A 25,864-nucleotide genomic window follows, 5' to 3' on the forward strand; every position below is an offset into this window, starting at 1 on the left:
GTGCCGGGGCGGCTCCCCGGGACGCCCGGCGGCCGATGGCCGCGACCGCGCGCGAAAAGCCCGAAGGGCCCGGTGCCGAACCCCGCGGACGGGGATCGGGCACCGGGCCCTTCGGGCTGTCGTGCTCCGAGGACTAGGCCTCGTACACCTCACGGACCAGCTGCTCCTGCTCCGCCTGGTGCCGCTTCGCGGAACCGACGGCGGGGGAGGAGGAGTGCGGACGCGAGATCCGGCGCAGGCGCTCGCCGTGCGGGACGTCCGCGCCGACCGCCAGGTCGAGGTGGTCGATCAGGTTGAGCGCGATGAACGGCCAGGCACCCTGGTTCGCCGGCTCCTCCTGGGCCCACAGGTACTTCTCGGCGTTCGGGTACTTGTTGACCTCCGCCTGGAGCTCGGCACCCGGCAGCGGGTACAGGCGCTCGATGCGGATGATCGCCGTGTCCGTGACGCCGCGCTTCTTCCGCTCGGCCTCGAGGTCGTAGTACAGCTTGCCGGCGCAGAAGACGACCTTGCGGACCGCCGAGGCGTCGACCGAGTCGTCGCCGATGACGGGGCGGAAGGCGCCCGTGGTGAACTCCTCCGTCTTCGACGCGGCGGCCTTGAGACGCAGCATCGACTTCGGGGTGAAGACCACCAGCGGCTTGTGGTGCGGGTTGTGCACCTGCCACCGCAGGAGGTGGAAGTAGTTCGACGGCAGGGTCGGCTGGGCGACCGTCATGTTGTTCTGCGCGCACAGCTGCAGGAAGCGCTCGATGCGGGCCGAGGAGTGGTCCGGGCCCTGGCCCTCGTAGCCGTGCGGGAGCAGCAGGGTGACGCCGGACGTCTGGCCCCACTTCTGCTCGGCGGCCGAGATGTACTCGTCGACGACGGTCTGCGCGCCGTTGACGAAGTCGCCGAACTGCGCCTCCCACATGACCAGCGCGTCCGGGCGGGCCAGCGAGTAGCCGTACTCGAAGCCCATGACCGCGTACTCGGAGAGCAGCGAGTCGTAGACGTTCAGGCGGGCCTGCTCGTCGGACAGGTACTGGAGCGGGGTGAAGTCCTCGCCGGTGACCCGGTCGATCAGCACCGCGTGGCGCTGGCCGAAGGTGCCGCGGCGGGAGTCCTGGCCCGACAGGCGGACCGGGGTGCCCTCCAGGAGCAGCGAACCGATGGCGAGGGTCTCGCCCATGCCCCAGTCGATCGTGTCGTCCTCGATCATCGCGGCCCGGCGCTGGAGCTGCGGCAGCAGACGCGGGTGGACCGTGACGTGGTCGGGGATGTTGACCTGGGACTCGGCGATCCGCTTCACGATCTCCTGGGAGACCGCGGTCTGCACGGCCACCGGGAACTCGGCCTGCGGGTCGGGCACGTGCGCCTCGGCCGGGGCCGAGATCGCCTCGCGGACCTCGGTGAAGACCTTCTCCAGCTGGCCCTGGAAGTCCTGCAGCGCCTGCTCGGCCTCTTCCAGCGTGATGTCGCCGCGACCGATCAGGGACTCGGTGTAGAGCTTGCGCACCGAGCGCTTCTTGTCGATCAGGTCGTACATCAGCGGCTGCGTGAACGCCGGGTTGTCGGACTCGTTGTGTCCGCGGCGGCGGTAGCAGATCAGGTCGATGACGACGTCCTTGTTGAACGCCTGGCGGAACTCGAAGGCCAGGCGAGCGACGCGGACGACGGCCTCGGGGTCGTCGCCGTTCACGTGGAAGATCGGCGCCTCGATCATGCGGGCCACGTCGGTGGCGTACATGGACGAGCGCGACGACTCCGGGGCGGCGGTGAAGCCGACCTGGTTGTTGATGACGATGTGGACCGTGCCGCCCGTGCGGTAGCCGCGCAGCTGCGACATGTTGAGCGTCTCGGCGACCACACCCTGGCCGGCGAAGGCCGCGTCACCGTGCAGGGCGACCGGCAGGACCGTGAAGTCCGTGCCGCCCTTGTTGATGATGTCCTGCTTGGCGCGGGTGATGCCCTCGATGACCGGGTCGACCGTCTCCAGGTGGGACGGGTTCGCGGCCAGCGAGACGGCGATCTGCTCGCCGTCCAGGCCGGTGAAGGTGCCCCGGGCGCCCAGGTGGTACTTCACGTCGCCGGAGCCGTGCATCGACTTCGGGTCGAGGTTGCCCTCGAACTCGCGGAAGATCTGCGCGTACGACTTGCCGACGATGTTCGCGAGGACGTTCAGGCGGCCGCGGTGGGCCATGCCGATGACGACCTCGTCCAGGCGCGACTCGGCCGCGGAGTCGATCACCGCGTCGAGCAGCGGGATGACGGACTCGCCGCCCTCCAGGGAGAACCGCTTCTGGCCGACGTACTTGGTCTGCAGGAACGTCTCGAACGCCTCGGCGGAGTTCAGCCGGCGCAGGATGCGCAGCTGCTCCTCGCGCTCGGGCTTGGCGTGCGGGCGCTCCACGCGGTCCTGGATCCACTTGCGCTGCTTCGGGTCCTGGATGTGCATGAACTCGATGCCGGTGGTGCGGCAGTACGAGTCGCGCAGCACACCGAGGATGTCGCGCAGCTTCATCATCGACTTGCCGGAGAAGCCGCCGACGGCGAACTCGCGCTCCAGGTCCCACAGGGTGAGCCCGTGCTCGGTGATGTCCAGGTCGGGGTGCTTGCGCTGCTTGTACTCCAGCGGGTCGGTGTCGGCCATGACATGGCCGCGGACCCGGTAGGAGTGGATCAGCTCGAAGACACGGGCGGCCTTGGTGACGTCGTCGTCGTGGCTGGCGTCGATGTCCTTGAGCCAGCGGACCGGCTCGTAGGGGATCCGCAGCGACTCGAAGATCTCGTCGAAGAAGCCGTTCTCGCCGAGCAGTAGGTTCGCGACGATGCGCAGGAACTCGCCGGAGGCGGCACCCTGGATCACCCGGTGGTCGTAGGTCGACGTGAGCGTCATGACCTTCGAGATGCCGAGCTTGTTCAGGGTGTCCTGGGAGGTGCCCTGGAACTCCGCCGGGTAGTCCATGGAGCCGACGCCCATGATGACCGACTGTCCGGGCATCAGACGCGGCACGGAGTGGACGGTGCCGAGGCCGCCGGGGTTGGTCAGGGAGACCGTGACACCGGTGAAGTCGTCCATCGTCAGCTTGCCGTCACGGGCGCGGCGGACGATGTCCTCGTAGGCCTGCCAGAACTCGAAGAAGTTCAGCGTCTCGGCCTTCTTGATGCCGGCGACGACGAGCTGGCGGTCGCCGTTGGGCTTCACCAGGTCGATGGCGAGACCGAAGTTGACGTGCTCCGGCTTGACCAGGGTCGGCTTGCCGTCCTTCTCCGCGAAGGAGTAGTTCATCGACGGCATGGCCTTGATGGCCTGCACCATCGCGTAGCCGATGAGGTGGGTGAAGGAGATCTTCCCGCCCCGGGCACGCTTCAGGTGGTTGTTGATCACGATGCGGTTGTCGAAGAGCAGCTTCACCGGGACCGCGCGCACGGACGTGGCCGTGGGCAGCTCCAGGGACGCGTTCATGTTCTTCGCGACCGCGGCGGCGGGGCCGCGCAGCGTGACGAGCTCGGGGCCTCCGGCGGCCGCGGTGGCCTCGGCGGCCTTCGGCTTGGCGGCGGCCTTCGCGGGAGCCGGGGCGGCGGCCGCGGGCTTCGGGGCCGCGGGAGCGGGCGCGGGAGCCGCCGGAGCGGTCCTGGCCGGAGCCGCGGGCGCGGCGGCGGCGGGCGCGGCAGGGGCCGCGGGAGCGGCCGGAGCCGGCGTGATCGTGGTCCCTGCGGCCCCCGCGGCCGCAGTACCCGCCGGAGCCGAGGCGGCAGCCGCCCCCGGCTTGTAGTCGGCGAAGAAGTCCCACCAGGCACGGTCTACCGAATTCGGGTCCTGGAGGTACTGCTGATAGATCTCGTCGACGAGCCACTCATTGGGACCGAACGCAGCAGCGGGGTTCTTCCCGGCTTGGTCGTCGGTGGAGATGCTCGAGTTACTGGGGGACTGTGGCGACACGGCGGCAACCGCCCTCTTCCGCTTCACAAGGTGATGGACAGCGGAAATAAAGGCTACGCCCCCATGGCCGAGAAGGTCAGGCCGGGCCCGTCCAACGTCGTGTAAGTCACATCGGAAAGCGTGTTTCGGGCATGGAAATGGCGGGAAACAAGCGAGGTTCCGGTACGGAATGGGTACGGCGACTCAGGGTCGCGGCAGTCCTCACGCGGCCCTCTGCCTGATCACACGTGTCCGCCAGCGCCGACACGGATGGATCTTGCGGCTCCGGTTCGAACTTTACGTCAACTTGGCAGAGAGGGGAGCCCCGGAAGGGTGACCTGGATCCGGCAACCCCGCTGAGATTCGGCCACACCGATCCGGCCGCCGTGCAGATCGACCGCCCAGCGCGCGATCGCCAGGCCCAGTCCCGTGCCGCCGTCGCTGCCCGGACCGTGCGGCGCGGGCACCCCGCCCCGGTTGAACCGCTCGAAGACGCGGTGCCACTCCGACTTCGGGATGCCCGGACCCTCGTCCAGGACCTCCAGGGCCAGCGACTCCGGGTAGTCGCCGCGCCGCGCCTTGACCGTCACCCGGCCGTGCGGCGGACTGTGCTTGACCGCGTTGTCGATGAGATTCGCCACCACCTGGTGGATCCGCTCCGGGTCCGCGTGCGCGGTCAGCTCGGGCGGGGACACGTCGAGGTGCAGATGCACGTCGGTGCGCGTGTGGCTGCCGGAGCCCGAGGCGATGCCCGCGCGCGCGGAGGAGACCATGTTGGCCTCCTTGAGCACGCCCGACAGATACGGCCAGACCTCGAAGCGCCGCATGTGCAGCGGCACCACGCCGTTGTCCAGCCGCGACAGGTCCAGCAGCGTCTCCACGAGCCGCCCCAGCCGCTCCGTCTGCTTCAGGGCCGTACGCATCGTCTCGGGGTCCGCGGCGGAGACGCCGTCCACGACGTTCTCCAGGACGGCGCGCAGACCCGCGATGGGGGTGCGCAGCTCGTGCGAGACGTTCGCCACGAGCTCCTTGCGCTGGCGGTCCTGGGCCTCCAGCTCGTCGGCCATGAGATTGATCGTCTCGGCCAGGTCGCCGAGCTCGTCGCGGCGGTTGTCGCTCACCCGGCGCGTGTAGTCGCCGTGCGAGATGTACCGGGCGACCGCGTTCATCTCGTCCAGCGGCGCGGTGAGCGAATGCGCCACGAACTGCGTGATCAGCAGCGTGGCGATCATCGAGAAGACCGTGATGAAGCGCAGCTCGGTCTTGGTGTGCACCGCGATCATCGACAGCCCGGTCGTGATGAACACGGAGACGACGACGAGCGTGCCGAGCTTCGTCTTGATCGAGAAGGGCCGCAGGCCGCCCCAGGGGCTCACGCTCCTGCGCTCTTCGAACTCGTGCCGGCCGAACTCGCGCCGGCCGGCTCCGCGCTGACCGAGCCCGCTCATCACATCAGCCCCCTCGAAGGTCCCGACGACCCGGCTCAGGGAGTCGGGGTCTCCAGCGCGTAGCCGACACCGTGGACCGTGCGGATCCGCTCGGCGCCGATCTTCCGGCGCAGGGCCTTGATGTGGCTGTCCACGGTGCGGGTCCCGGAAGCGTCCGCCCAGTCCCACACCTCGGCGAGCAGCTGCTCGCGCGAGAGTACCGCGCGCGGGGTGTTCGCCAGGCAGACCAGGAGGTCGAACTCGGTGGGCGTCAGGTGCACGTCCTCGGAACGGACCCGAACCCGGCGCTGCGCGTGGTCGATCTCCAGCTCGCCGAGCCGCAGGATGCCGCTGCGCGGCGTCGACGCCGCGACCACGGCGCGCTCGACCCGCCGCAGCAGGACGTGCACGCGGGCGGCCAGCTCACGCATCGAGAACGGCTTCGTCATGTAGTCGTCGGCGCCGACGCCGAGCCCGACCAGCATGTCCGTCTCGTCGTCGCGCGCGGTGAGCATCAGCACCGGCACCGGGCGCTGGGCCTGCACGCGACGGCAGACCTCCAGGCCGTCGAAGCCGGGCAGCATGATGTCGAGGATCAGCAGGTCGGGCTGCCAGGCCTCGGCGGTGTCGACGGCGGCCGGGCCGTCGCCCGCGGTTTGCACCAGGAATCCCTCGGCACGCAGGCGGGCCGCGATGGCGTCGACGATCGTCGGGTCGTCCTCGACCACCAGCACCCGGCGTTGAGCGCCCGGAGTCGCCGCCGTGCCGTTTTGGGAGGTGTGTGTCTGCTCCATCGCCCGCCCCTGAGGTGTGCTTTCCGGAATCCGTGGGGTGATCCCATGACTGCGCTTGACGCTTGAATGATCCGCGTCAGGGAAGCAGAGTACGGGCAGTCACCGTGCCGCGGCTATCCAGGCCTGACCGCGAGATGCACGACGTCCGGAACGCCCCGGGCAACCGGGATCTCTTCGGTACGCACCCGTTGGAACCCGGCATTCCGCAAGGTTCCTTCAAATTCCGGAGAGGGCTGGGCCGACCAGACCGCGAGCACTCCGCCGGGCTTCAAAACCCTTGCGCAGCTTGCCAGTCCGGCGTTCGCGTACAGCCCCTCGTTGCTCTCGGTGACCGTCCAGTCGGGCCCGTTGTCGATGTCCAGGCAGAGCGCGTCGTACGTGTCGGATGTCTCATTGACGTACGTGAGCAGATCGGCCTCGACGATGTCCGTGCGCGGGTCGGCGAGGGCCGCCGCGGACAACTCGCCCAGGGGACCGGCCCGGTGCCAGCCGATGACGGCGGGTTCGCGTTCGACGACGGTGATGCGCCCCCAGCGCGGATCGGCGGCGGCGTGTGCGAGCGAGAACCCGACGCCGAGACCCCCGATGAGCACGTCCGGATCCCGGCGCCCGTCGAGGGCGTCGTACGCGGCGTCGACGAGGAGACGCTCCGAGCGGCCGTCGGACGTGTCCATCAGGAAGCATCCGTTGGCGATGATCTGCAGCAGCGCACCGTGTCGCCGCAGCACGACCTCGCCGTAGGGGCCCTCGCTGCGGTCGATGACTACAGGAGCGTCGTACGAGGTGGTCATGGCGCCCATCCTGGCAGGTCCGCCGGGACAGGCATCCGAATATTTGTATCCGGGGCGGTGCCCGCGGGGCACGCCCGGCGCCGGACCCTCCGGCGAGGGGTGCCGGCGCCCCCTCCGGCGCGGCAGCCCGCCGGGGCCGCCCGCGGGATTCATCCGAACGTGTCCCGGCGGGGCGCGGGCCACCCGGTCCGGCGGTCGGTCCCGGCGGTCGGCCCCGGTGACCCCGCGGGCCGGGACTTCGCGCGGAACGCCGAGGGGCGTGCGGTCGGCGGGCCCGCGCGTGGCGACGGTCATGGACAGGGGCGCCCGGGACGCGAAGGGTGGGGTGCGACGGAAGGAGCGCCGCACCGTGGACCGGAGCACAGCCGTGGAACGGAGCACGACAGAGCGGGCCGACACCGCGCTCGCCCACCCGGAGGCCGGCGCACCCCTCGGCGACGTGCTCGACGGCCTGCCCCACCAGCGCGCCGGCCACCGTGCGGCGTCGGCGTCGGCGTCGGCGCCGGTCCCGGCCCGGGCGCCCGGACGGGACGCGCCGACCGCGACGGCGACGGAACCGGCTGCGGCAGAGGCCGCGGTCGACGGGGCTGGGGCACCGGTCCGAGCCCCGCGCCTCTGGGAACTGCGGGAACTGTTCCCCACGCCCGCCGGTACGCCCTTCACCTTCACGTACGCGGTCGTCCTGGCGGCCGTCTCGGTCGCCGCAGGGCACGCGGACCCCTCTCTCGTGCACGCGCTGCACCAGGGCTCCAGCACGGACGTGGCACACCTCGCGGTGCACCCGATGCTCGTGCTGATCGCCAGCGCCCTGTGGATCGCCGGCGGCATCACCTCCCCGTACGCGATCGGCTTCCTCCTCGTCCTCACCGCGCTGGAGCGGCGGACCGGCGGCCTGCGCGCGGCCGGTGTCTTCCTGCTCGGACACATGGCCGCCACGCTGGCCACCGAGGTGCCCGTCGGTCTCGCGGTCCTGGCCGGCCACCTGCCCGGCAGCTCTCTGCACCGCCTCGACTACGGCATCAGCTTCGGCGTCGCCACGAGCGCCGGCGCGCTCGCCGGACTGCTGTCCCCGTGGCTGCGCCTGCCGCTCCTGACCGGCTTCGGCGCGATGCTGGTCGCGGACCTGATCGCCTTCACCGACCCCATGACCGAGTGGGGGCACCTGATGGCCCTCGCCGTGGGGATCGCCACCTGGCCCCTGGTGCGGCGCGCACGGGCGGCACCGGAGGCGCCCGTGCCGCCGGCCCCGGCCCTCGCCTGATCGGGACCATGGTCCTCGCCCGGCGTCGACCACCGGCCTCACCAGGCACTCTCCGGACGAACGGCCCCCGCCGGGCCCCCGGGCCGGGCCCGGAAATGAGCGATCGCTCACAGCGAACGGAACCCGGGGAACAATCGGAGCGCGCCCAGCATTGAGTCGGCATAGCTCAACTTGACTGCCGAAGGGGAGATCATGGCTTCGACGTCCACACCGCTCACCTTGCCCGTGCTGCCGCTCGATGACGAGGTTGTGCTGCCCGGAATGGTGGTTCCGCTGGACCTGAACGACACCGATGTACGCGCCGCGGTGGAGGCCGCCCAGGCCGCCGCCCGTTCGACGCCCGGCAAGCCGCAGGTGCTGCTGGTTCCACGGATCGACGGGACGTACGCGGGCACCGGCGTGCTCGGCACCGTCGAGCAGGTCGGCCGCCTGGCCGACGGCGACCCGGGCGCGCTGATCCGCGGGCGCGGGCGTGTGAAGGTCGGCGCGGGGACGACGGGCCCCGGTGCCGCACTGTGGGTGGAGGGCACCCGGGTCGACGAGACCTTGCCCGAGCCCCTGCCCGGCCGGGTCGCCGACCTGGTCAAGGAATACAAGGCCCTCGCCACCAGCTGGCTGCGCAAGCGCGGCGCCTGGCAGGTCGTGGACCGCGTACAGCAGATCGACGATGTTTCCGCCCTTGCCGACAATTCCGGTTACTCCCCGTTCCTGTCCATCGAACAGAAGGTGGAGCTGCTGGAGACCGCCGACCCGGTCGCCCGGCTGAAGCTGGCCACCGAGCAGCTCCGCGAGCACCTCGCAGAGCAGGATGTCGCCGAGTCCATCGCCAAGGACGTGCAGGAGGGCGTGGACAAGCAGCAGCGCGAGTTCCTGCTGCGGCGCCAGCTGGAGGCCGTGCGCAAGGAGCTGCGCGACCTGAAGGGCGAGTCCGCCGAGGACGAGTCCGACGACTACCGTGCCCGCGTCGAGGCCGCCGATCTTCCGGAGAACGTCCGTGAGGCCGCGCTCAAGGAGGTCGAGAAGCTGGAGCGGTCCAGTGACCAGTCGCCCGAGGGCAGCTGGATCAGGACCTGGCTCGACACCGTCCTCGAGCTGCCGTGGAACGAGCGGACCGAGGACCAGTACGACATCCAGGGCGCGAAGGCGCTGCTGGACGCCGAGCACGCCGGTCTGGAGGACGTGAAGGAGCGGATCACCGAGTACCTCGCCGTGCGCAAGCGGCGCTCCGAGCGCGGTCTCGGAGTGGTCGGCGGACGTCGCGGCGGTGCCGTGCTCGCCCTCGTCGGCCCGCCCGGCGTCGGCAAGACCTCGCTCGGCGAGTCCGTCGCGCACGCGATGGGCCGCAAGTTCGTCCGTGTCGCCCTCGGCGGCGTCCGGGACGAGGCGGAGATCCGCGGCCACCGGCGTACCTACGTCGGAGCGCTGCCCGGCCGTGTCGTCCGTGCCATCAAGGAGGCCGGGTCCATGAACCCGGTGGTCCTGCTGGACGAGATCGACAAGGTGGGGTCGGACTTCCGCGGCGACCCGGCCGCGGCCCTGCTCGAAGTGCTCGACCCGGCACAGAACCACACCTTCCGCGACCACTACCTGGAGGTCGAACTCGACCTCAGCGACGTGGTGTTCCTGGCCACGGCCAACGTGCTCGAAGCCATCCCGGAGGCCCTGCTCGACCGTATGGAGCTGGTCCGCCTCGACGGCTACACCGAGGACGAGAAGGTCGTCATCGCCCGGGACCACCTGCTCCCGCGCCAGCTGGAGCGGGCCGGTCTCAAGCCGGACGAGGTCGCCCTCGACGAGGGTGCGCTGCGCAAGCTGGCCGGCGAGTACACGCGGGAAGCGGGCGTGCGCAACATGGAGCGGGCCGTCGCGCGGCTGCTGCGCAAGGTCGCGGCCCAGCACGAACTGGGTGAGCGCGAGCTGCCGTTCACGGTGACCGAGGCGGACCTGCGCGGTCTCATCGGACGGCCGCACCACGTGCCCGAGTCCGCTCAGGACCCGGCGGAGCGCCGCACCGCGGTGCCCGGCGTGGCGACCGGTCTGGCCGTCACGGGCGCCGGCGGCGACGTGCTGTTCGTGGAGGCGTCGCTCGCCGACCCGGAGACGGGCGCGGCCGGGCTGACGCTGACCGGTCAGCTGGGCGACGTGATGAAGGAGTCGGCGCAGATCGCGCTGTCCTTCCTGCGCAGCCACGGCGCCGAGCTGGAACTGCCGGTCGGCGACCTGAAGGACCGGGGTGTGCACATCCACTTCCCGGCGGGCGCGGTCCCCAAGGACGGGCCGAGCGCGGGCGTCACCATGACGACGGCGCTGGCGTCCCTCCTGTCGGGCCGGCTGGTCCGCACGGACGTGGCGATGACCGGTGAGGTCTCCCTGACCGGTCGGGTGCTGCCGATCGGCGGCGTGAAGCAGAAGCTGCTCGCCGCGCACCGGGCGGGTGTCACCACGGTGATCATCCCGAAGCGCAACGAGGCCGACCTGGACGACGTCCCGGCCGAGGTCCTGGAGAAGCTCGACGTCCACGCCGTCACGGACGTCCGCCAGGTCCTCGAACTGGCCCTCGCCCCGGCGACGAACGGCGCGAGCCCGCGGGTACCGCTCGCGGCATGACCCCGGAGGCACCGGTGGTGGCGTGACGGCCGCCGCCGGTGCGTCCGGTACGGGAAGGCCCGGGTCCGTGAGGGAGCCCGGGCCTTCCCCATGTCCGCCCGCGGTGTCAGCCGTTGGCGAGTGCCTGCACCCGGTCGAGCGCTCCGTTGAACTTGTCGTGGTCGCCCACCGTCGGTCCGGACGACGTGTACTGCCACATCGTGTAGTAGGACCAGCCCGCCGGCAGGGTGCCCGGCGCGGAGGCGTACCGGGCGATCCACAGCGGGTTCGCCGAGGCGAAGCCGCCGTAGTTGCCGGTGCAGTCGACCCACCAGCTGGTGGCCGTGTAGATCACGGCGTCCCGGCCGGTGCGGGCCTTGTACTGGGCGAGGAAGCTGCTGATCCAGCTGACCATCGCGCTCTGCGTCTTGCCGTAGCAGGCGGCGCCGTACGGGTTCCACTCGATGTCGAGGACACCGGGGAGCGTCTTGCCGTCACGGGACCAGCCGCCGCCGTGGTCGACGAAGTAGTTGGCCTGGGTGGCGCCGGTCGTCGTGTCGGGGGTCGCGAAGTGGTACGCGCCGCGGATCATGCCGATGTTGTACGAGCCGTTGTACTGCTGGGCGAAGTACGGGTTCGTGTAGTACGTCCCCTCGGTCGCCTTGGTGTAGGCCCACTTGACCCCGCTGTTCCACAGGGTCGACCAGGCGACGTTGCCCTGATGGCCGGAGACGTCGACGCCTTCGGTCTGGGTGGCGTCGCCGCTGTTGGGGGTGCCGCCCTGGCCGTCGTGCGCGACGACACCCATGCCCATACGGGCGGTGCCCCGCGCCGGGGTGTCGGCGGCGGACGAGGGGAGTGTGCTGAGCGAGGAGAACGCGGCGAGCAGGATTCCTACCGCGAGCAGACGCAGGCGGTGGGCCGTTCCGGATCTGTGCACGGGCATGTGCGTGCCTCCGAAGGGCTCGGTGGAGCTCGGTGGGGGGAGTGCGCGGGCATGCGCGCCGCCGTGGCACTGGGGAGTCAGGTCTTCGTCGACCTGGAGTGGCGTGCGCATGCCAGTAAGTGCCTGGTAAAGAAGCTACGCACGTAGAGCGCGGCGTGGGAAGAGGGGCCGGAGGCTGCCGTTGGTCTACGCCTGCGAAATACTGACGGAGCTGCGGCAATGGCGAGTTCTGGCGGAAACTTTCAGGATCGGGAAACCGGGTCAGGGGTGCTGACGTGCACGACAACGGAAACGGCGGCGGGCAGCGTGTCGAATCCGCGGCGTCGGGAAGTGGTGTGGACCAGGAATTCCCGGCACTGGAACGCGAGTTGACGGTGTTCCTGCGGCGCGCCCGCGCCTCCTCCGGCGAGATGGCCCGGGAGGTCCATCCCGACCTGGAGTCCTCGGCGTACGGGCTGCTGTTCCGGCTGGAGGAGTGCGGCCGGCAGCGCGCCACGGAACTCGCCGCGTACATCGGCGTCGGCAAGGCCACGATGTCGCGGCAGCTCCGGGCCCTCGAAGACCTCGGCCTGGTCGGCCGCGAGCCGGACCCCGCCGACGGCCGCGCCTGGCTCGTCCACCTCACCGACGAGGGGCGGGAACGCTTCCGCAAGGTCCGCGAGGCCCGCCGGGCGCGCTACGTCCGCCAGCTCGCGGACTGGGACCCCCGCGAGGTCGCCGAACTCGCCCGTCTGCTGCACCAGCTGAACACGGGCATGGAGCAGCGCTGAGGGCTGTCCCGGGTCGGCCCGGGGCCCGCACCCCGCCCGCGGTCCGGCCTGGCCCGGGCCCCGCACCCCGCCCGCGGGCCCGCCCGGCCCCGCTCACAGCTCCACGTACACGACCGTCGCGTCGTCGTGCGTCTTGCTGCGGCGCAGATGCACCCGCTCCTTCGCGTCCGCGGCCTCCAGGGCCCGTACGCGGTCGACGAGGGCCTGCGCGCCCTCCTTCCGCACGAGGCCGAGCAGTTCGGGCCAGCCGCCCGCGCGGAACTTCTCCGTCCAGCGGGTGGCGCCGTCCGTGAGTGCGGCCAGGGCGCGGACGGAGTCCCGCGGCAGTGTGCCCGTCACCGCGCGGGAGGCCACCGAAGGATCCGCGGCCGCCGTGAAGAAGCCGCCCTCCTTGTTGCGCACGGTCGCGTCGGCGACGGTGTCCGTGGCGAGGGAGGCGCGCGGCAGGCGGGACAACCGGTCGTCCAGCAGCGCCGTCACCTCGCCGGCGTGGGACTCCACCAGCAGGGCCGAGTCCGAGAGGACCAGGTACTCCACCTCGGTCGCGGACCACCGGGCGAGGACCACGGTTGCCTGGGGCGTGCGCGGGTGAGAAAGGTCACATGTGTCGGCATGGGTCTCGGCCACCCTCCGAATGGCACACGACAGGACCTCGCTCAGGGTCAAATCCCTGAGCGAAACGGACAGTTCGGTCAGGGCGCCGCCGAGCCGGGCGGAGAACCAGGAGACGGAATGCAGACAGCCGTACTCCCCCTGGGGAGGTGTCACTCCGTCGAGGACGACCAGTGAACCCCCTTGTCCCGAGGCGGGAAGTCCGACCGATGCGAAGTCCTCATTGGGGCGGCCCGGGTCGCCCGGCTCCGAGACGAGTTCAGTGCGCATCCAGCCAGTCTGCACGAGCCCTTCACAAGGCCCATGAAAGGGCGACATCGGTTGCCGAACACCTGCGGACCAGCAGTTCAGGCGCCGGGTTTGGCATGGAATGATCGACTCCGGGAATGCGTGGCGGCGAATACTGCCAAAGGGCGTCGCCGACGTCCAACCGGCCCGCCGCACGAGGCGTCGGCGGGCGCCGGAGGAACTTGCCCGCCAACTCCCGTCCGGGGTTCACTCCTTCGAGTGGCGGGTCAGATGATGCGGGACCACTGCCCACCGGCACTGGGAGGGTCGGGGCCGTACCGGGCGGACGCCGCAGTTGACGGGATGTCACCCGGGCCCATGGGTTAACGAGTCAGGAATGCGAGCACCGGTGCAGAAGACGCGGCCGAGGCGCACAGGCAAGCAGACGGCCACCGGGCCCTCGGGGCCCGCGGGCCCATCGGCAGGGGCCGCCACCGGCGACGGCGCCGACTCGGCGGGCCGGGGGAGGCGCGCCCACGTACGCAACCGGCTGATCGTCGCCGTGGCGGTCGTCGCGGCTGCCATCGCCGGCGCGGGAGCCCCGACCGTGCTCGCCGCCTCCGAGCAACTGAACGACTCCCAGAACCTCGTGACGCTCGCCCAGCGGACCCAGCAGGCGCTGACCCTCGCGCACTCGCTGGCCGACGAGCGCGACGAGGTCACCTCCTACGTCGCCGCGGGCCGGCCGAAGGACAAGGCGCCCTCGGAGCAGCGCAGCGCCCGGGTCGACCGGCAGGTCGAGGAGCTGCGGGCGGACGAGGACGCGCCCGCGACCCTCCTGAAGGACCTCGACGGCATCTCCGCCCTGCGCAGGTCCGCGCTCACCGGCAAGAGCACCGCCCTCGAAGCGCACCAGGCGTACTCCGCCGCCATCACCGAACTCCACGCCCTCGCCGAGGACCTGGCCGACCAGCTGCCGCCTCGCGCGGGCTCCGGCGCGCACGCCCTCGCCGAACTCGACTCCGCGGTCCAGCAGTCCGCCGCCGCCCGGGGCCTGCTCCTCGCGGCCCTCGGTGTCCCGCGCTCCACGCAGACGGTCATCGATCCGGCCACCGGTCTGCCGACCACGACCAGCACGTCGTCGGCCGCCGACACCAAGCAGCGGGACGCGCTGAGCGCGGCGGCCCAGCAGGCCCGCCTCCGCTCGGACGCGGCCCTCGCGGACTTCCGGGAGACGGCGCCGAAGAGCGCCAAGGCCTCCTACGACTCCACGGTCACCGGACCCGACGTCGGCACCGCCGACCGGTACCTCGCGCGCCTGACCGACCAGCCGACGCTGTCCGGCGCCGAACTCGACACGTCCGTGAAGAAGCTGGACGCCGCGCTGTCCGCCCGTATCGAGCTGATGCGCGGCGCGGAGGCCTCCCTCAACGAGCACCGCACCGAGGACCTCGAACAGCTGCGTGACGACGACGTCACCGCGCTGGAGATCCGTATCGCGCTGATCGGCACGCTGCTGCTCGTCGCGGTCGGCGTCTCGATGGCCATGGCCCGCTCGCTGACCCGCCCGCTGGCCGTGCTGCGTCTGGGCTCCGCCCGGCTCGCCGCCGACCCGGGCACCGAGGAACCGGTCAAGTTCACCGGCCGCAACGACGAGTTCGCCCAGGTGGTCCGCTCCGTCAACGCGCTGCACGCGCACGCGTCCGGACTCCACGAGCGACTCGCCACCCTCGAGGGCGACCGCAAGCACCTCATCGGCCAGCGCCAGCTGATGGCCGACGAACGCGACCGGCTGCGCGGCGAACTCGCCGAGGCCGCCACCCACCTGGAGCAGGTGCGCGGCACCATCCACGGCACCTTCGTCAACCTCGCGCTGCGCACGCTCGGCCTCGTCGAGCGTCAACTCGGCGTCATCGAGGGCCTGGAGGACCGCGAGCAGGACCCGGACCGCCTCTCCACGCTCTTCAAGCTGGACCACTTCGCCACCGTCATGCGGCGGCACAGCGAGAACCTGCTGGTCCTCGCGGGCGCCGAGCACGTCCAGCACCACGCGGGCCCGGTCCCGCTCGTCGACGTCGTCCGTGCCGCGGTCAGCGAGATCGAGCGCTACGAGCGTGTCCGGATCGCCGCGCTGCCGCCGCACGCCCACATCGCCGGTTTCGCCGCCGACGACATGAGTCACCTGCTGGCCGAACTCCTGGAGAACGCGACGTCGTTCACGCCGCCCGACCTCCCCGTCGAGGTCTCCGGCTGGCTCCTGGAGAGCGGCGAGGTGATGCTCTCCGTGCAGGACGAGGGCATCGGCATGACGTCGGAGCGGATGACCCAGCTCAACGACCGCCTCGCCGCCTTCGACCCCGAGGACACGTACGACCAGGAGAGCGGCGAGGGCCTCGGACTCGGCCTGTACGTGGTGGCGCGGCTCGCGCACCGGCACGGCGTGCGGGTGCAGCTGCGCGAGCAGAAGCAGGGCGGCGTCGCCGCCGTGGCCGTCCTCCCGAAGGCACTGCTCGCCGCCGCGCCCTCCGCGGCCGTCCCCACGACCGCACGGCACGTCGGGGGCGCCCCCTCGGTGACCCTCCCCGGAGCGGACGCCGAGGCCAACTCCAACGTGCTGCGGGGGCGTGCGGCGCTCACTGCCTCGGACCCCGCCGGGGACGAGGACCCGCTGATCGCCGCGGCCCAGGCGGCCGTCCGCGAGGCCGACACCGAACCCAGGCCCGAGGACACCGATCAGCCCCAGGACACCGGCCGGATGCAGGACACCGACCTGCTGCGGGCCACCGACCTGTCGCAGGACGCCGTCGCTCCGGAGCCGGAGCGGACGCCGGAGCCGGAGCAGGCACCCGAGGCGCCGGCCGCCGCCGAGCCGCACCGCGTGCCCGGACCCCGGCGCGAGGCCGAGCCCCGGACCGCGCCCGAGGCGGACTTCGCGGACACGTCGGCACCCGAGACCACGATGGAGCTCCTGCTCCCGTTCCCCCCGGCCGAACCGGCGGCGCCGGAACCGGCCACGCCCGGACCGGCCACGCCCGGGACCGGAGCGCCGGAGACCGCGGCCCTCGCGCCGGAGCCCGGTCCGATGGCACCCGAGCCGGAGACCGAGCCGGTGTCCGAGCCGGTGTCCGAGCCCCGGGCGGAGACCTCCCGGACCACGGGAACGGCCCCCCGGTTCACCGGCCCCGCCGGCACCGCCGAGGACGCGGACGGAACCGCCGAGGCAGCCCCGGACCCGTACGCCATAGGCCCGGACACCCACGAGCGGGTCCCGGACGAGACCCCGCGGATCACCGACAAGGGCCTGCCCAAGCGGACGCCGAAGATCTCCGCGCCCGCCCCGGCCCCGCGCCCGCGTACCGGGGGTGTGGACGCCGAGGCACTGCGGCGCAGGCTCGGCGGCTTCCACCGGGGCGCCGTCGAGGGCCGCCGCGACGTGGAGGCGGAGATCGCCGAACGCACCACGGAGACCGACGCGCCACAGACGCTCAACGCGCGAGACGCAGAAACATCGGGGGGCACCGTCGAGGAGGCAAGCAGTTGACCGCGCCCAGTACCTTCGGCCTGAGCAGTGAGGCCCGCAATCTGCACTGGCTGCTGACGAACCTCGTCGAGGAGGTGCCGGGACTCCTGTCGGTCGCGGTCGTCTCCTCCGACGGTCTGCTGCTGCTCTCCTCCGACCCCGGCAGGAACGCCGAGGCCCGGACGGCGGACACGGAGCGCCCCAGCGGCCCCAAGGGATCCTCCGCGGACCTCGCCACCATCGTCTCCGGCATCGGCAGCCTCACCATCGGCGCCGCCAAGCTGATGGACGCCGGCGGGGTGAAGCAGACGATGGTCGCGATGGACGAGGGCAGCGTCTTCGTCATGTCGATCAGCGACGGTTCGCTGCTCGGGGTGCACGGTTCGCCGGACTGCGACATGAGCGTGGTGGCGTACCACATGGCGCTCTTCGTGGGCCGTGCCGGACATGTGCTGACCCCCGAACTGCGCAGTGAACTCCGAAAATCCCTTGAGTCCGACTCGATGGGGAGTACCCGATGAGTACGTCGAGCAGTTCGTCCGCCGCCGCCCGGCTCCCGGTGCGCGGCGGCGATCGCAAGCCCGCCCGCGTACGGCCCTATTCGCTCACGGGCGGCCGGACCCGCTTCGGGCACGTCCTGCTCGTCGAAACGTTCGTGGCGGCGCTGGAAGCTCCTGAGGAGCGCAAGGAACTCACCGACGGCCGGCCCGCGCACCGGGTGATGCCCGAGATGCGTGCCATCGTCGAACTCTGCCGCCGGATGCGGACGGTGGCCGAGATCGCCGCCCTCCTCAGGATGCCGCTCGGCGTGGTCCGGGTCCTCCTGAGCGACCTGGCGGACCAGGGAAAGATCCGCGTGTACGGAACAGGTCACGGCCCGGGACAGCCGGACCGCGCTCTGCTGGAAAGGGTGCTGAGTGGACTCCGTCGTCTCTGACGCCGCCCCTGGCGTCGCCCCTCTCCTCGACGAAGAGGAGAATCTGCAGGCCTGGCAGACGGACCGCACCCGCGCCCCGATCGCCACCAAGATCGTCGTCGCGGGCGGCTTCGGCGTGGGCAAGACCACGCTGGTCACCGCGGTCTCCGAGATCCAGCCCCTCCAGACGGAGGCGCTGATGACACAGGCCAGTGAGGAAACCGACGACCTCACCGGTACGCCGGACAAACTGACCACCACCGTGGCCATGGACTTCGGCCGTATCACGCTCGACGACGACCTGGTGCTCTACCTCTTCGGTACGCCGGGTCAGCAGCGGTTCTGGTTCATGTGGGACGACCTGGTGCGCGGCGCGATCGGCGCGGTGGTCCTCGCCGACACCCGTCGCCTGTCGGACTGCTTCCCCGCACTGGACTACTTCGAGAGCTGCGGACTGCCGTACGTCGTCGCCGTCAACCACTTCGACGGCAGCGAGCGGTTCGAGCCCGAGGACGTGCGCGAGGCCCTCACGGTGCCTCCGCACATACCTGTCATGATCATGGACGCGCGTCGCCGGATCTCGGTCGTGGAGACCCTGCTGGCCCTGGTCGGCCACGCGCTCGAAGTAAGCCCCGAATAGGGACGCCTAGGTCCTAGGAGAAACAAGCCGCATGCGGAAGATACTCGTCGTCGGAGCCGGTCAGTCCGGACTCCAGCTCGCCCTCGGCCTCCAGTCGCACGGGTACGAGGTCACCCTGATGTCGAACCGGACGGCGGACGAGATCCGGACCGGCCGTGTCATGTCGACGCAGTGCATGTTCGACACGGCCCTGCAGCACGAGCGCGATCTCCAGCTGAACTTCTGGGAGTCCCAGGCCCCGAAGATCGAAGGGCTCGGCGTCTCGGTCGCCGCCCCCGGCTCCTTCGACCCGGGCCCCTCGCAGCGCGCGATCGACTGGGTGGGCAAGCTCGACGGGTACGCCCAGTCGGTCGACCAGCGGGTCAAGATGGCCGGCTGGATGGAGACGTTCGCCCAGCGCGGCGGCCAGCTGGTCATCCACGGCGCCGCGGTCTCCGACCTCGACTACTTCTCCCGCACCTACGACCTGGTGCTGGTCTCGGCCGGCAAGGGCGAGCTGGTGTCGATGTTCGGCCGTGACGCCTCGCGCTCCCCGTTCAGCGAGCCGCAGCGCGCCCTCGCCGTCGCCTACGTCCACGGTCTGGGCCCGCGCCCCGAGCACCCGGACTTCGACGCGGTCCGCTGCAACCTGGTCCCGGGCGTCGGCGAGCTCTTCGTGATGCCGACCCTGACCACCTCCGGCCGCGCCGACATCCTCTTCTGGGAGGGCATACCCGGTGGCCCGCTCGACGCCTTCAACGGCGTCAAGGACCCCGCCGAGCACCTCTCCCTGACCCTGGAACTCATGGAGCGGTTCACGCCCTGGGAGTACGCGCGCGCCACCAAGGTCGAACTGACCGACGCGAACGGCACGCTGTCCGGGCGCTACGCCCCGACCGTGCGCAACCCGATCGGCCGGCTGCCCGGCGGCGGCCTGGTGCTGGGCGTCGCCGACGTCGTCGTGGCGAACGACCCGATCACCGGCCAGGGCTCCAACTCGGCCTCCAAGTGCGCGGCCGCGTACCTCGCTTCGATCCTCGAACAGGGTGACAAGCCCTTCGACGAGGAGTGGATGCAGGCGACCTTCGACCGTTACTGGGACACCGCCCAGCACGTCACGAAGTGGACCAACGCGATGCTGGGCGTGCCGCCGGAGCACGTCCTGAACCTCATCGGCGCGGCCGGTCAGCTCCAGCCGGTGGCGGACCGTTTCGCCAACGGCTTCGACAACCCGGCCGACTTCGAGAACTTCTTCTTCGAGCCGGAGAAGGCGGAGGCGTACCTGGCGTCGGTCGCCGGGGCGTGACATCCGCCTGACCGGCGACCCGGCCGTTCGCTGCCGGTTGCCGCCGGTCACGCTCGGACGGCCCACGGACGGCCGGCGTGACCCGTCACGTACGAGACTCAGAGCCCCTGGACCTTGCGTCCGGGGGCTTCCGAGTCTGGGTCGAGTCTTGATCAGGTCATGCGAGGTTGACGGTCAGGGAGCCGTTCGCGGGCTTCTTGATCGGGATGTTGCCGACCTTGTACGTGTTCGTGTCGCCTTCATCGTCGACGCAGACAACCTTGGCGGTGCCGACCGTGCCGCCCTTCGGAATGCCTCCGAGGCTGACGGTGTACTTCTCGACCTTGGCCTCGCCAGGCGGTTCGTCCGAGTCGGCGGCCCCCTTCTTGGGGGTGATGGTCACCGTCTGCGGTGCTGAACCAGGGAATTTGGCGCAGCTCACGGTTCCGGTGACGGTGACCTTCACGGCGGCATGCGCTGTGCCGATTGTTGCCAGGGAAGCGGCGAGCGTCAGCGAGGCCACGACCGCGACGGGGCCGAGTGCCTTTCTTCTGATGCTGCTGAAATTCCGCATTTCAGACTCCCGTACTGAATTCAGACAGCTTTGTCGAGAGTGTCGGGCTACGTAAGACGCAGGCCGCAGCGTTGCATCGCGCTGGATGACGCTGAATGTCATTGGTGAACCGGTTGACTCCGGATTTCAACGCCAACTTCCTTGTGTGCCCCGTGCTTCTTCGGGCGTGGCGTTCGTCATTCGAGCCTAACGAGGGGTGGGTGCCGTGTCCACTTTTGGCCCAATGTGCGCGATAGGCGGCCCACGGCCCGCAATGAGTCTCCTGTTGGGGACATCTTGCCGGTGAACGGCCTACAGGGCCGTGGGCGCGCGCCTTCGCGCCCACGGTCCGAGGCGACCCTGGCGTCGGTCGCCGGAGTCGCCCGATCGTCGGTCGTGGGCTACAACGACCTGTTGTTGCCCGTGTCCGAGCCCTTCGTTGCCGGTGCCGGCAGCTTCGGCGGGGTGTAGTGCCGCAGGGGCTTCCCGGCGGGGTCCGGGCGGACCGCGCCGAGCAGCGGGTTCGCCGCGATCGGTGACACCTTCACGTTGGTTCCCGGGCGCGGCGCCTGCACCACCATGCCGTCGCCCAGGTAGAGGGCGACATGGGTGGCCTCGGGGAAGTAGATCACCAGGTCGCCGGGGCGCAGCTCGCTCAGCGGGATCCGCGGCAGCCGCGCCCATTGCTCCTGGCTGGTCCGGGGGATGGGGTCCCCGGCGTGGACCCACGCCTGCGAGGTCAGCCCCGAGCAGTCGTACGACTTCGGGCCCTCGGCGCCCCACACGTACGGCTTCCCGATCTGCCGCACGGCGTACCGCACCGCCTTCTCGCCCTCCCGCGACGGCGGCTTCGCGCTGCTGAGCGAGCCCGAGGCCAGGAACTTCTTCTGTGCCTCGGCCACGCCCGACTTCTCGAACCGGTCGAGTTCGGCGAGCTGATCGGCCGTCAGCGAGGCCAGCACGTCCTGCACCGCGTCGAGCCGCTTGTGCACATCGTCCTGGTCCTTCTTCTGCCGTTCGGCGAGGCCGAGTTGGGTGTCGAGCGCCTTGCGGGCCGCAAGCGCCAGCGTCTCCGTGCGCCGCTCGCTCCCGGTCACCCGCCGCACCGTCTCGGCGCGCTCCAGCGACAGCTGCCCGAGTACGTGGCCCTGGTCGAGGGCGTGCTGCGGATCGCGGGCGAGCAGCAGCCGCACGTACGAGGAGATCTCGCCGCTGCCCTGGTACTGCTGGCGGGCCAGCCGCCCCGCCTCCCCGCGGCTGTCGTGCAGGGACAGGCGGGCCTGCGCGAGGTCGGCGTCGAGCCGGGTGACCTCGGCGCGCTGCTTCTTCAGCTTCTCCTCGGTCGCGTTGTACGTCTCGGTGGCGCGTTCCGCGTCCCGGTACAGCCGCTGAAGGTCCGTCAGCAGCTGGGCGACGGAGCGCTGTCCGGAGCCACCCGCCTGGGCGCCCGTACCCGGGCCCGGTTCCGGGACGGCCACCGCCGGGGTGGGCGCGAGCAGCGTCCCGGCCGCGACCGCCGCCGTACAGACCAGACGCAGAAGCCTTCCTGACACGTCATCACCTCCGGTGCCGGGGTGGTACCTCCACCTCGCACCGGCAGGATGGGACGAGCGCATCCCGATCGCGCGCAGACTGGCCGCTTCGGCCCAAGAAGGTCACTCGTCGGCGTGGGGGCCCGGCGTGGCGCCGCCGGCCGTCTCCCCGCTTCCGCCCCCGGCCCCGGACGTGGTCCCGCCCTTGTTCCTGGACCACGGCCAGACCGGCCCGCGTCCCCGTTTCCCCTCGGGGTCGTACTCGTACTTCCAGCCCTGGTGCAGTCCGAGCCGCTTGCTGCGCCCCGCTTCCACGCGCCGGTAGACGAGCACGGTGGGCGGGCCGCCGTCCTTGTCCGGCACCGGGACCCGGTAGGTCTTCGGCGGATGTCCGGTCGGCCCGAGCAGGATCGGCAGCACCCGCCCGTCGAGGGGGCCGCCCACGAAGGGGGTGTCTTGGCTCTTCACGTCCCCAGTGTCACAAACGTCGCGGTGGCACCGGCCCATGAGCCCCGGCCGCGGCGGTACGCGCGTCACAGCAGGTGCGCGGCGTCCCCGAGCACCGGGACCACGCGGCGGGCCAGCGAGCCCACCGCACCGTCCGCCGTCTCCATGGCCAGCGCCGCCTTCACCACCGCCGCGGTCTGCGCGTCCCTGCCCGCACCCGCCGCGAGCGTCGCGACGAACTGCTCCACGAGCCAGTCCCGCAGCTCGTCGAGCGGCGGCTCCTTGTCCTCGTCGAGCCAGATCAGCGAGGCGGCCTCCACGGCGGTGATCCACATCCGCACGGTCATGCGCAGCCGCGGCCCGGGGTCGCGGACGGCCAGATGGTCGAGGATGTGCTGGGCGGCGGCCCGGCGCACCCCGTCCACGATGGCGGTGGTCCGCGAGGTCTCCACGACGCTGCCGCCCTGGAGCAGGGCGCTGAACCCGGCGTCGTGCTCGTCGACGAAGGCGAGATAGCGGTCGAGGGCCCGCCCGAGCCGCTGGGTGAGCGGCCCCTGCGGCGGCTCCGCGAAACACTGCTCCAGCTCCTCCGCGGCGGACCGCAGGGCGGCCTCGTACAGCTGCTGCTTGCCGCCGGGGAAGTACCGGTACACCAAGGGCCGGGACACCCCGGCCGCCTCCGCCACGTCGTCCAGCGAGACCTCCTCGGGCGCTCGCTGGGCGAACAGCGACAGCGCCGCGTCGAGGAGCTGGCTGCGCCGTTCCTCGACGCTGAGCCGACGGTATGCGGGGGTGGGCGCCTGCGAGGTCATGTCCGGCAGCGTAACCGGACAGCGACGGACGGCCCTCACGCGCCCGCGACCACCCCGGGCCGGGGCGCCGGCGCGGGCGTACAGGCCCGTGGCCGCCCGGGCGGGCGCCCGTACGCCGGGCGGACGGGCGTCAGGCCAGCAGGCCGGACGACTTCCACAGCCGGCGTCCGGCGCCCCGCAGCACGCCGATGTCGTCGAGGAAGTCCGTCAGCCGCTTGGCGCCGGTCTGCATCACCTCGCGGCGGTGGCCACTGGCCTTGACCTGGGCCAACGCCTCGCGCTTGTCGAGCCCGACGTTCGTGTAGACCTCGGGATTGACGAAGGCGACCGAGAAGACGCGCGCGAACTCGCCGGAGGTGAGCCGCGTGAACTCCTGGGACCAGCGCGGGGCGGTCACCATCTGCCGCCGCAGCTCCTCCCGCGCGTACCGCACGTGCCGGGCCTCCTCGACCACGTGGATGCGGGTGACGCCGCGGATGAGGGTCTGCACCCGCTCGTCCGGGAAGGTCAGCCGCTGCATCCAGTCGAGGATCTCCTCGCCGAGCAGCGTGGCCGTGAAGGACCCGGGCGTGGTCGAGATGGTCTTGAAGAGCCGCCCGAGGTTCTGATGGGCGCGGCTGACCGGGTAGTACGGCGTTCCACCGCGCGTGATCAGCCGGGCGAACATCTTCGAGTGCCGGCACTCGTCCTCGATCTCGGTCAGCGCGTAGCGCACGTGCGCGCTCGTCGCCGCCTTGTCGTAGATGTGCCGCACCAGCAGCTGCATGAGGATGATCTCGAACCAGATCCCCAGCGACGCCAGGGCCGCGGCCTCGTGCTGCGAGAGCGCGATCCGCTGCTCCTCGCTCATCCGCCGCCACAGCGGGGTGTCGTACAGGGACACCAGCTCCGGGGGCCAGAACCACTTGCCCTCCTCGAAGGGCGCCTCCCAGTCCAGCTCCTTGTCCGGATCGAAGGAGTGCTTGGCGGAAGAGTCGAGCAGCCGCTCGGCCACCTGTTCCCGGTCCTTGAGCCGACCGAGCGCGTCGCGGAGACCATCGAGTGCGTCTTCCGTCACCGTCGTCATGACTGTTCCCACCTCGTCGTACGGGATCTACAGGAGTTACCGGCGGTCACGTCTTATGAGACTGCTTGTCAGCAAGCTCGTCAATCCCTTGCGCGCGACTTGTTGACGACGCGTCTACCCCGTGTGAGCCTGCGATGTATGTCCACTCATGAGCTGTACGCGAAGGACGCGGGGGATCCCCACTGGGAAGTTCCGGCCTCCGGGGCGGCACGTTTCAGCTGGGAGTACGACGACGGTCGCGACCGGCTGCTCGCCCTCTACCAGAAGGGCAAGGACAAGCAGTGGGACGGCCAGAAGCGCATCGACTGGGCGCTGGAGGTCGACCCGCACGACCCGCTGGGCACCCCCGACGAGTCGATGACGCTGTACGGAACCCCGTACTGGGCGAAGCTCACCGACCGGGACAAGGGCGAACTGCGCATGCACTACGCCTCCTGGCAGTTCAGTCAGTTCCTGCACGGCGAACAGGGCGCGATGGTCTGCGCGGCGCGCATCGTCGAATCGGTCCCCGACCTCGACGCCAAGTTCTACTCGGCCACGCAGACGATGGACGAGGCCCGGCACGCGGAGATCTACGCGCGCTTCCTGCACGAGAAGATCGGCATGCTCTACCCGATCAACGACAACCTCCAGGCACTCCTCGGCGACACCCTCCGCGACTCCCGCTGGGACATGCCGTACCTCGGGATGCAGGTCCTGATCGAGGGGCTGGCCCTCGCCGCCTTCGGCATGATCCGCGACACCACCGACAAGCCGCTGCCGCAGCAGATCCTCGCCTACGTCATGCAGGACGAGGCCCGCCACGTCGCCTTCGGCCGCATGGCCCTGCGCGACCACTACCGGCAGCTCTCCGACGCCGAACTGCGCGAGCGCGAGGAGTTCGTCATCGAGGGCTGCTACCTGATGCGGGACCGGCTGCGCGGCACCGAGGTCCTGGAGAACTTCGGCATCCCGAGGGCCGAGGCCGAGGAGTACAGCGAGCAGTCGGAGTTCCTGCACCTGTTCCGCCGGCTGCTCTTCAGCCGCATCGTCCCCTGCGTCAAGGACATCGGCCTGTGGGGCAAGCGCCTCCAGCAGGCCTACGTCGACATGGGCGTATTCGAGATGGGCGACTCCAACCTGGACCTGCTGATGGCCCAGGACGAGGAGATCGCCGAACAGCTGGACGCGCGGCGGTTCGCCGAGGAGGAGAAGGAACGCGTCGCCGAGGTGGCGGACGCCATCGAGCAGGGCGGGCGGTCCTGACCGGCCGGACCGGGCCGGTCCCGGCCGGCCCGATACGAACGAAACTCCCTAGCCCTGCGCAGGGAACGACGTCCGCAGGGTGAACGCGTGCGCCGTCGGCCCGTGTTCACGCAGGTGGAGAAGACGGCCCTCGGCCTCCCGCACGGTCGGCCGGTGGCCCGCCGGGACCCACCACAGCGCCGTCATCGCCTCGTCGAGGCGTTCGAACCACTCGCGGCGGCGGGCCAGCAGCTCACGGTGCTGCCCCTGGTACATGAACGCGGTCAGCGCGTTCGTGTCGCGCCAGGTGGACATGTTGACGATCATCCAGTCGTCCCCGAACACGGGGACGTCCGTCGCGTTGCCCGACTCGCTCTGCAGCCGCCAGACGAAGCCGTCCGCCGCGTCCGCGACGGCGTTCACGGGGTCGAGCGCCTCCACGAAGTCCTTCAACTGAGGCGAGTCCAAAGGGGCTTTGAGACGGGCGATGTTCACCTGGGCGAGCTCGTGCGCGGCAGTGGACCGAGTCATGACCGAACGTTAGGTCGGCTGGGCGCCGGACGACACCCCC

General features: G+C 71.0%; 21 protein-coding genes. 9 read left to right on the forward strand and 12 right to left on the reverse strand.

The features are described 5' to 3' along the window. Positions 1 to 133: 133 nt before the first annotated feature. From ACSYGO_RS30780 to ACSYGO_RS30795, 4 genes are all read right to left on the reverse strand, one after another. On the reverse strand, positions 134 to 3,925 hold the full coding sequence (locus tag ACSYGO_RS30780) for a multifunctional oxoglutarate decarboxylase/oxoglutarate dehydrogenase thiamine pyrophosphate-binding subunit/dihydrolipoyllysine-residue succinyltransferase subunit (protein WP_460388392.1): 3,792 nt from the start codon (positions 3,923 to 3,925) through the stop codon (positions 134 to 136). Positions 3,926 to 4,206: 281 nt separating this feature from the next. Continuing rightward, positions 4,207 to 5,352, reverse strand: a complete 1,146-nt coding sequence (locus ACSYGO_RS30785) for a HAMP domain-containing sensor histidine kinase (protein ID WP_426679692.1) — start codon at positions 5,350 to 5,352, stop codon at positions 4,207 to 4,209. 35 nt (positions 5,353 to 5,387) lie between these two features. Continuing rightward, positions 5,388 to 6,125, reverse strand: coding sequence for a response regulator transcription factor (locus tag ACSYGO_RS30790; RefSeq protein WP_028802127.1), 738 nt, complete (start codon positions 6,123 to 6,125; stop codon positions 5,388 to 5,390). Between the two features lie 113 nt (positions 6,126 to 6,238). Next, positions 6,239 to 6,916: a spermine/spermidine synthase domain-containing protein gene (locus tag ACSYGO_RS30795; protein ID WP_426679691.1), complete on the reverse strand. Its 678-nt coding sequence runs from the start codon at positions 6,914 to 6,916 to the stop codon at positions 6,239 to 6,241. Positions 6,917 to 7,283: 367 nt separating this feature from the next. Between ACSYGO_RS30795 and ACSYGO_RS30800 the strand changes: the two genes are divergently transcribed. Together ACSYGO_RS30800 and lon are read left to right on the forward strand one after the other, a co-directional pair. Further along, the gene (locus ACSYGO_RS30800) at positions 7,284 to 8,177 is read left to right on the forward strand and encodes a rhomboid-like protein (RefSeq protein ID WP_460389786.1); all 894 of its coding nucleotides are present in this window, start codon (positions 7,284 to 7,286) and stop codon (positions 8,175 to 8,177) included. A 192-nt stretch (positions 8,178 to 8,369) separates the two neighbouring features. Further along, on the forward strand, positions 8,370 to 10,784 hold the full coding sequence (gene lon, locus ACSYGO_RS30805; RefSeq protein ID WP_426679690.1) for an endopeptidase La: 2,415 nt from the start codon (positions 8,370 to 8,372) through the stop codon (positions 10,782 to 10,784). Between the two features lie 106 nt (positions 10,785 to 10,890). On the opposite strand, the gene ACSYGO_RS30810 is transcribed toward lon, so the two are convergent. Further along, positions 10,891 to 11,709 (reverse strand): lysozyme, encoded by an 819-nt coding sequence (locus ACSYGO_RS30810; protein ID WP_095936607.1) that lies wholly within the window; start codon positions 11,707 to 11,709, stop codon positions 10,891 to 10,893. 275 nt (positions 11,710 to 11,984) lie between these two features. Here ACSYGO_RS30810 and ACSYGO_RS30815 point away from each other — a divergent pair, with 275 nt between their 5' ends. After that, on the forward strand, positions 11,985 to 12,479 hold the full coding sequence (locus ACSYGO_RS30815) for a MarR family winged helix-turn-helix transcriptional regulator (RefSeq protein ID WP_345650423.1): 495 nt from the start codon (positions 11,985 to 11,987) through the stop codon (positions 12,477 to 12,479). A 93-nt stretch (positions 12,480 to 12,572) separates the two neighbouring features. On the opposite strand, the gene ACSYGO_RS30820 is transcribed toward ACSYGO_RS30815, so the two are convergent. After that, a complete protein-coding gene (locus ACSYGO_RS30820) occupies positions 12,573 to 13,361 on the reverse strand; it encodes a protein phosphatase 2C domain-containing protein (protein ID WP_460388395.1) in 789 nt (262 codons plus the stop codon). Positions 13,362 to 13,716: 355 nt separating this feature from the next. On the opposite strand from ACSYGO_RS30820, the gene ACSYGO_RS30825 reads away from it, so the two are divergent. From ACSYGO_RS30825 to ACSYGO_RS30845, 5 genes are read left to right on the forward strand one after another with little or no spacing between them, the layout of a single operon-like run. After that, complete coding sequence (locus tag ACSYGO_RS30825) at positions 13,717 to 16,860, forward strand: sensor histidine kinase (protein ID WP_460388397.1); 3,144 nt, start codon at positions 13,717 to 13,719, stop codon at positions 16,858 to 16,860. Continuing rightward, complete coding sequence (locus ACSYGO_RS30830) at positions 16,857 to 17,360, forward strand: roadblock/LC7 domain-containing protein (RefSeq protein ID WP_426679687.1); 504 nt, start codon at positions 16,857 to 16,859, stop codon at positions 17,358 to 17,360. The genes ACSYGO_RS30825 and ACSYGO_RS30830 overlap by 4 nt, the downstream gene beginning before the upstream one ends. Then, positions 17,357 to 17,776 carry a DUF742 domain-containing protein gene (locus ACSYGO_RS30835; RefSeq protein WP_426679686.1) on the forward strand — a complete coding sequence of 140 codons (420 nt, stop codon included), beginning with the start codon at positions 17,357 to 17,359 and terminating at the stop codon, positions 17,774 to 17,776. Before ACSYGO_RS30830 ends, ACSYGO_RS30835 begins: the two co-directional genes overlap by 4 nt. Further along, a complete protein-coding gene (locus ACSYGO_RS30840) occupies positions 17,757 to 18,395 on the forward strand; it encodes a GTP-binding protein (RefSeq protein WP_095936613.1) in 639 nt (212 codons plus the stop codon). The genes ACSYGO_RS30835 and ACSYGO_RS30840 overlap by 20 nt, the downstream gene beginning before the upstream one ends. Before the next feature lie 31 nt (positions 18,396 to 18,426). Continuing rightward, positions 18,427 to 19,680, forward strand: coding sequence for a styrene monooxygenase/indole monooxygenase family protein (locus ACSYGO_RS30845; RefSeq protein ID WP_426679685.1), 1,254 nt, complete (start codon positions 18,427 to 18,429; stop codon positions 19,678 to 19,680). A gap of 157 nt (positions 19,681 to 19,837) precedes the next feature. Here ACSYGO_RS30845 and ACSYGO_RS30850 read toward each other — a convergent pair whose 3' ends face one another. The 5 genes from ACSYGO_RS30850 to ACSYGO_RS30870 form a co-directional block, all read right to left on the reverse strand. After that, complete coding sequence (locus ACSYGO_RS30850; protein WP_432174536.1) at positions 19,838 to 20,182, reverse strand: hypothetical protein; 345 nt, start codon at positions 20,180 to 20,182, stop codon at positions 19,838 to 19,840. 431 nt (positions 20,183 to 20,613) lie between these two features. Next, positions 20,614 to 21,765: a C40 family peptidase gene (locus ACSYGO_RS30855; protein ID WP_460388400.1), complete on the reverse strand. Its 1,152-nt coding sequence runs from the start codon at positions 21,763 to 21,765 to the stop codon at positions 20,614 to 20,616. A 102-nt stretch (positions 21,766 to 21,867) separates the two neighbouring features. Continuing rightward, positions 21,868 to 22,212 (reverse strand): hypothetical protein, encoded by a 345-nt coding sequence (locus ACSYGO_RS30860; RefSeq protein WP_426679680.1) that lies wholly within the window; start codon positions 22,210 to 22,212, stop codon positions 21,868 to 21,870. A 65-nt stretch (positions 22,213 to 22,277) separates the two neighbouring features. Beyond that, positions 22,278 to 23,003, reverse strand: a complete 726-nt coding sequence (locus ACSYGO_RS30865; RefSeq protein WP_345650401.1) for a TetR/AcrR family transcriptional regulator — start codon at positions 23,001 to 23,003, stop codon at positions 22,278 to 22,280. 130 nt (positions 23,004 to 23,133) lie between these two features. Next, positions 23,134 to 24,069, reverse strand: coding sequence for an AurF N-oxygenase family protein (locus ACSYGO_RS30870; RefSeq protein WP_095936620.1), 936 nt, complete (start codon positions 24,067 to 24,069; stop codon positions 23,134 to 23,136). A gap of 138 nt (positions 24,070 to 24,207) precedes the next feature. Here ACSYGO_RS30870 and ACSYGO_RS30875 point away from each other — a divergent pair, with 138 nt between their 5' ends. Then, positions 24,208 to 25,314, forward strand: a complete 1,107-nt coding sequence (locus ACSYGO_RS30875; protein ID WP_460388403.1) for a ferritin-like domain-containing protein — start codon at positions 24,208 to 24,210, stop codon at positions 25,312 to 25,314. 48 nt (positions 25,315 to 25,362) lie between these two features. Here the strand turns inward: ACSYGO_RS30875 and ACSYGO_RS30880 are convergent, their stop codons facing one another. Further along, a complete protein-coding gene (locus ACSYGO_RS30880) occupies positions 25,363 to 25,824 on the reverse strand; it encodes a DUF3291 domain-containing protein (protein WP_426679678.1) in 462 nt (153 codons plus the stop codon). Between the last annotated feature and the right edge of the window lie 40 nt (positions 25,825 to 25,864).

Source organism: Streptomyces krungchingensis (assembly GCF_054729265.1).